This is a genomic window from Neorhodopirellula pilleata, assembly GCF_007859915.1.
Taxonomy (GTDB): domain Bacteria; phylum Planctomycetota; class Planctomycetia; order Pirellulales; family Pirellulaceae; genus Rhodopirellula; species Rhodopirellula pilleata.
The window spans coordinates 1-5,385 of the sequence record NZ_SJPM01000055.1 but is presented as its reverse complement, the minus strand read 5'-3'; the positions used below and the strand labels follow the sequence as shown (position 1 = coordinate 5,385).

Genomic DNA, 5,385 nt, shown 5'->3' with positions numbered 1-5,385 from the left:
CACGTCTCGATGCCGCTGCGAAGTTGACTGCACAACGCACGTTGAAGCTGAAGTCTGGATGCTTCAGTACCGCCGCAACCACCCAGCCACGAAAGACCACCGCCATGCCAATTCGATCACGAACCAATACCAAGCCGAGCCCCCGGTCCGCCTGTACTGAACGCCAAAATTCAGCCAAAACCTCAGTCAGCAGTCGCTTGATTGAGGTCTAGTTGGGATAACGTTGACGATCACATCGCGGCGGCGGGCGATTAGATTCTGAAAGTAAAGGCGATCCGCCGCTGTTGTGCATCGTATTGTTCATCGCGACGTTTGGGCATTGGGTAATGCCAAGACACCGTCGTGATGTTGTAATTCATTCTACGGCGTAGCGACGGGCCGAGCAACGTTCTTGCGACGCCAAGCCAAGAGCAACGAGCATGGGCGAGCAGATCGATGCACGCCGACCGAGCATGAATCCGACCGAGCAAGAATCCGACCGAGCAAGAATCGCAATCGAAGCCCACGGAATCCGTCAACCGAATCGTCAGAGCAAGAGAGTCGACGAACGGCGGACATCACGGGGCACGGAGAGTGAATTGTCCACTTCGAGAAATGCCGCAAGCCGTGCTCCCGTGCATGTCATTGTTCCCCGCTCTTTGACGGGTTGCGAGGTTAACATAGTGAGTCTATTGAACGCCTGGGATCAATGCAACGAAGTGCGCGAGAACGATCGCGATTTCGACAGCAAGCCATGTGAGTCGAGTTCCGCCCGGCACCGCAGACCGAAGTACACCAACAACCGCGAGAATTGGACAGACAATGATTGCGAGCATGCCGACGACCAGGCCAAGTTCCAGGAGCGGCTCCCATTGCGGCGACCAGACAACCGATCGCGAGTCGTGAGTCATCGCGAGGCCAGTCAATGCGACGGCAATGAGATGCGTGTAGATAGCAATGCGTACAATGACGGATACGCGTGGACGTACCGTTGATTGTGGCATGGCTTCGGCATGTTCGGTTGCTGAATAGGGATTGACCGACACGTGTAGGTTACGGGTTTGCGTCAGTAGGAACCTCAGTCGGGGAACGCCACCGATCACGCGGCGGCAACAAAAAATGTGACATTCGAATTCGGTCGGCCGTGCCGCTCGCGTGCATCGGGTTGGTTCGTCGGCATTTGTTACAAGCGTTTTACTACATTGGATCGAGAGGGTGTACAGCTAAAAAACCTCGAATCTCGGCCGCAGTTGGATAGTGGTCGTACGTCTGCGCGGTGTCGGGGCCTTTCGAGTTCTGTCGACGTGAAAGCGGGAGCTTAGAGGAATATTCTGAATGAGAAACGTTTAGAACGTTGAAAGAAATAACCCATCTCGATAGGGAATCGGGGCGGGGAATCCGGTAGGCATTGAAGAGTTTGTAGGTCCCGTCTGTTTCCGATACCGCAGTAACCCTATCGACTCTACGCTTGCCGATAATCCAAATTTGAGCTGTTGTCGAGAGATTTAGATCACGCTGCAGTTCGGCGGTAAAAGGATCCGAACGCGGCAAGAACGCAATCAGAATTGCACATATTGTCACAATCGTCATGAGCGTCAGTAGTTTGTATCGCATGGAAAACTACTCCATTAGTCTGACGAACGACGGCGGTAACGGGGCCGCCGCCAAAAAACTATGATTCCAAAATCCGCGTCACCGGCGGCTCCCGTTCACCGCATGGTTATTCCGTGATTCCGGGACAGGCCAACGAATAGTGTTGGGCAAAGTCCCATGTTGAGGATTGCATTGTAGCTGAATCGGCATTGCCGCAAAGTAATGTCTGTAGCACAATCGCCGGATCACACGCATATATTCCGGATGCCCAACATTCGTTGCACTCGACGACAGCCCAGCCACGACCGGCAATCTTGCCGACGTCCAGCACGAACGCATCGGGACAATCAACATTCGGATGTTCCAACACGGATTCAGCGAACGCTCGAACCGTTGAGATTTCGGAATCCGGAACCGTCGGAAACGAATCGTAGTCGGTCACGATGACGCCATCGTAAACGTACGGACTAACAGTCATCACCTTGCGGTTTGCAACGAAGCATCGGTATTCGTGGGTCCAATTTACAGGTTCGCCAATATGAACCAGAGAACTGGGATGAATTGATGAGGTCGCGTCGGCAAGCGATTGTTGATTATAGACCGCAGCGGGAAACGCCTTGCTGACTGCGTGTTTTACGAAGTGGTCTTGAATGTTTGCTAGGGCGTCCGCAAGCGTCGTTTGACGCAATTCACGTCGAAGTAGTTCTTGTGGTAGGTTCACGGCCCAGTCCGGGTTACAACCGAGCATCTTGCGGTTGAGCTGCTTGCCAATATCGAACACATGCGGAGCAGTGTAAAAGAACGCAAAGTCGTTGTCTGGTGGATCGAACCAATCGGGAATTCGCTTGCCATCGAGCCGAAGCGTTTCCCATCCAAGTTGCTGTGCAGCCTTGCGAAGAATTTGAGAATCAATGGTGTATCGTGATGAACAGATCAACGAAGGCATTCATGACTCTCGTGCGGAATAACGGCGGCGGTAACCCAGTCGCCGCTATTGATTATGATTTAAGGAACGACGCTATCGGCGACTTGGGTTCACCGCTTTGTTATCGCGAGTCAGTCAGGTGTCGTTTTCTCCAGTCACGATTCCGCCGAAGCACTCAACCAGAGCGTGCATGCAGCCGGTGCCGCCGTAAGGATATGCTAGGGCTTCGAATCGCAGTGCCCCAGTCTTCTCCGACGTGCGAATCACCCGCAACAGATTGTACTCGCCATTATGAAATGCGTCGATCATTGATTGAAAGTCCCACGGCGTCTCCAGCGTTGGATCTGTGAATCGTTTCTCGACTGGCGTCGCCTCCCAACGTCTGGTCCAGTCGGCAAGTTCCTCCGGAGTCGGGTTCCAGAAGTGCGACAGAGCATCGTCGTCGAAGTATGAACGCCACGATTCATCGTCAGCGTCAATTGCATCATCGCTCTTAGCATCTCGCAGTGCGTCGAATACGCGCTCAAGCATTCCGAAGCGGCTTGAGTCAGCAAGTTCAAAGTTGACGCTTGATTCGACCATAAGGAATGTTGTGACGATTTGAAAGCGATAACGTTACGGTTAACGTGGCGGCGGCCAGAAACCTGTCCATTCAATTCCGACGTGATCCGCCGCTCACGTTCAACCGATTGTTCGTCGGCGTTGGTCAAGTGGTCTATTCGCCGAACGTTGCACGTTGCGTAAAGTCGCGATCGAGATACATGGCAATCGGCAGTTTTCGATTGGCGATTTCCGCGATTGCTTTCATGGCGTTCTCGTGTGGTTCAGCCGCATCTGGTGCTTCGCGGTGATACCATATTTCTTTAATGTCGCTAATAGAGTCGAGTTTCGACGCGAGCGACTCAATCGGCACGGTTTCGGAGTTCACAATCACCGTGCCGTCAGTTAGGACGGCGATCTTGACAACGCCATCATTCTGACCATCAGGATTCGTTTGTGATTGAGACACCGGATCGGATGGCTCGGATTGCATCTTTGGGTCGGCGCAGCCAGCGGTGACGAGCGATACGAGCAGAAGGACGGCGAGGGTTTTGCGGTATTTCATTTTTTGAGTTGCGCCACGGTGTGTGTGAGCCGACGAACGATTAAGTTCACCCCTTTCGGCGTAGAGAGTTTGACCTACTAACCGACTTGGGGCCGAAATGGGGTGCAACGTATCGTTGAACTGGCCGGGTTCTAGTTTACCGGCTCACCGATGTTCAGGCCATTCCCTTAGGGCATTACCACTTTGAGTGCCCTTTTCCCGGTCAATTTGAAGCCGGGGCAACGCCGCTGGACGATCTTTTTGAGACTTTTCCACCATCTAAACGCTCTCAGTCTATCCAAAAGCTCGAAGCACAACCCCGCTAGGCCAGTTCAACGCTACGGATCACCGAGTCGGCGCGGTGATCTCTCCATTGGCAAAAAGCACCGCTCGCCGACTTCGGTGCATCCGATTGTTCGTCAGGATTATTGATATGTTCGGTTTAACCCAGAAGTCTACGGTTCCCTTTATCGGTTCGGTAGAAGTTAGTTGTTCCGTCAAGCAATTCCGGGTGTTCGTGGAGGTAATTCCAAGCGACATCGCTGATGTTGTGTGCAAACCCCTCGAACATGTTTCCCATTCGTGCAGCCGGGAAAATTACGCCAGCAGATACCAATCCGTTGACGACGCCATCATCAATGCGGAGCGTGTTGGACTTGCTTTGCGTGGCGTAGTAAAAGCGGAGGATTTGTTTTTCATCTTCGGTGAGCGAGTGCAGTTTCTTCGTGATTCGTTGTTTCGATTTTTGGAGTCGCGATCGATTCCGTACAATCCCGCCGATTTGTACGCCCCAATGGACCGCCAAAAGAGTGATGGATGCGAGAAAAGCGAGCCCGATCCATTGGCGATAGTTTTGTGTCAGGTTGCGGATTCCAAGAGTATCCGAGATGCCGTTCGGCGCGAACAGCAACAGACCAGCGAAAAGGCCGATGGCTGCCAAGTATCGTGGCGCGAGTTTCAGTGCATCAAGAACATTTTGCAGTGTAGGCAATCGGGCCTCCTATCCTGACGAACGACACGGTTAACCGGGCCGCGGCCAACCAACGTTGATTTCAAGAACCGCGCGGCCCGCGGCTCCGGTTGAACCGATTGTTAGCCGCCTGCGCGCCGGTAGTGCATAGCGACTGCGCCGTTTCTGAGCGGTGTCGCCGAGACCAGTTCCAGCCGTCGCGAGCTGGGCAGCCCGCTCTGGTACAGCGTCGGGCCGTGGCCGGCGATCCTGGGGTGGACGAGGAACTTGTACTCGTCGATCAGATCCAGCCGGTCCAACTCGTTCGCGAGTTTGCCGCTACCGAGCCCCACGCCGGCCGGGGTCTCGTCCTTGAGTTTCTGCACGCCTGTGCGCAGGTCGCCGGCGATGTGGTGGCTGTTGGTCCACGGAAAGTCCCTTCGCGTCGACGACACCACGTACTTCGGCTTGGCCTCGAGCTTGACCGCCCACTCGCGGATCGCGGGTGGCGCCTCTTCGTCGCCGCGGGCCACCGCCGGCCAGTAGCTCTCCATCATCTCGTAGGTGACCCGGCCCCACAGCATTGCCCCGCAGTCGTCCATGAGGCGAGTGAAGAAGGTGTGGGTCTCGTCGTCGGCGATTCCCTCCTGATGGTCGACGCAGCCGTCAAGGGTGACGTTGATGCTGAAGGTCAAGAGTCCCATTACTGCAAATTCCTTGAGGCGGCTAACGATTAAGTTCACCCCTTTCGGCGTAGAGAGTTTGACCTACTAACCGACTTGGGGCCGAAATGGGGTGCAACGTATCGTTGAACTGGCCGGGTTCTAGTTTACCGGCTCACCGATGTTGAGGCCA

Annotated in this window: 6 protein-coding genes; all 6 read right to left on the bottom strand. The window is 54.5% G+C overall.

What is annotated here, in order from left to right; translation table 11 throughout:
- Positions 1–668: 668 nt before the first annotated feature.
- Positions 669–1,025, bottom strand: a complete 357-nt coding sequence (locus Pla100_RS30125; RefSeq protein WP_146583091.1) for a hypothetical protein — start codon at positions 1,023–1,025, stop codon at positions 669–671.
- A gap of 674 nt (positions 1,026–1,699) precedes the next feature.
- The gene (locus Pla100_RS30120) at positions 1,700–2,518 is read right to left on the bottom strand and encodes an ATP-grasp domain-containing protein (protein WP_146583089.1); all 819 of its coding nucleotides are present in this window, start codon (positions 2,516–2,518) and stop codon (positions 1,700–1,702) included.
- A 114-nt stretch (positions 2,519–2,632) separates the two neighbouring features.
- The gene (locus Pla100_RS30115; RefSeq protein ID WP_197168358.1) at positions 2,633–3,028 is read right to left on the bottom strand and encodes a hypothetical protein; all 396 of its coding nucleotides are present in this window, start codon (positions 3,026–3,028) and stop codon (positions 2,633–2,635) included.
- Between the two features lie 184 nt (positions 3,029–3,212).
- Positions 3,213–3,602, bottom strand: coding sequence for a hypothetical protein (locus Pla100_RS30110; RefSeq protein ID WP_146583087.1), 390 nt, complete (start codon positions 3,600–3,602; stop codon positions 3,213–3,215).
- A 421-nt stretch (positions 3,603–4,023) separates the two neighbouring features.
- Complete coding sequence (locus tag Pla100_RS30105; protein ID WP_146583085.1) at positions 4,024–4,572, bottom strand: superinfection exclusion B family protein; 549 nt, start codon at positions 4,570–4,572, stop codon at positions 4,024–4,026.
- Between the two features lie 101 nt (positions 4,573–4,673).
- Positions 4,674–5,234 carry a dihydrofolate reductase family protein gene (locus Pla100_RS30100; protein ID WP_146583083.1) on the bottom strand — a complete coding sequence of 187 codons (561 nt, stop codon included), beginning with the start codon at positions 5,232–5,234 and terminating at the stop codon, positions 4,674–4,676.
- Positions 5,235–5,385 lie beyond the last annotated feature (151 nt).

Excerpts from the sequence above, each read along its gene's own strand:
- Pla100_RS30115 (WP_197168358.1), bottom strand. The coding sequence starts at position 3,028 with ATGCTTGAGCGCGTATTCGACGCACTGCGAGATGCTAAGAGCGATGAT.
- Pla100_RS30120 (WP_146583089.1), bottom strand. The coding sequence starts at position 2,518 with ATGCCTTCGTTGATCTGTTCATCACGATACACCATTGATTCTCAAATT.
- Pla100_RS30100 (WP_146583083.1), bottom strand. The coding sequence starts at position 5,234 with ATGGGACTCTTGACCTTCAGCATCAACGTCACCCTTGACGGCTGCGTC.
- Pla100_RS30110 (WP_146583087.1), bottom strand. The coding sequence starts at position 3,602 with ATGAAATACCGCAAAACCCTCGCCGTCCTTCTGCTCGTATCGCTCGTC.